Genomic DNA, 486 nt, shown 5'->3' on the forward strand with positions numbered 1-486 from the left:
CTCAACGGATAAAAGGTACTCTGGGGATAACAGGCTGATACCGCCCAAGAGTTCATATCGACGGCGGTGTTTGGCACCTCGATGTCGGCTCATCTCATCCTGGGGCTGAAGCAGGTCCCAAGGGTATGGCTGTTCGCCATTTAAAGAGGTACGCGAGCTGGGTTTAGAACGTCGTGAGACAGTTCGGTCCCTATCTACCATGGGCGCTGGAAATTTGAGAGGATCTGCTCCTAGTACGAGAGGACCAGAGTGGACGAACCTCTGGTGTACCGGTTGTGACGCCAGTAGCATCGCCGGGTAGCTATGTTCGGAAGGGATAACCGCTGAAAGCATCTAAGCGGGAAGCCTACCTCAAGATAAGATTTCCCTTGGACTTTATGTCCACTAAAGAGCCGTTGAAGACTACGACGTTGATAGGTTGGATGTGGAAGCATAGTGATATGTGAAGCTGACCAATACTAATTGCTCGTGAGGCTTGACTATACA

General features: G+C 50.8%; 1 rRNA gene. It reads left to right on the forward strand.

The annotated features are described in order from the left end of the window. A 23S ribosomal RNA gene (locus tag I2F62_RS13130) occupies positions 1-483 on the forward strand; the annotation flags it as partial. Between the last annotated feature and the right edge of the window lie 3 nt (positions 484-486).

Origin of the sequence: Acinetobacter sp. MD2(2019) (genome assembly GCF_035615615.1) — a bacterium.
Taxonomy (GTDB): Bacteria; Pseudomonadota; Gammaproteobacteria; order Pseudomonadales; family Moraxellaceae; genus Acinetobacter.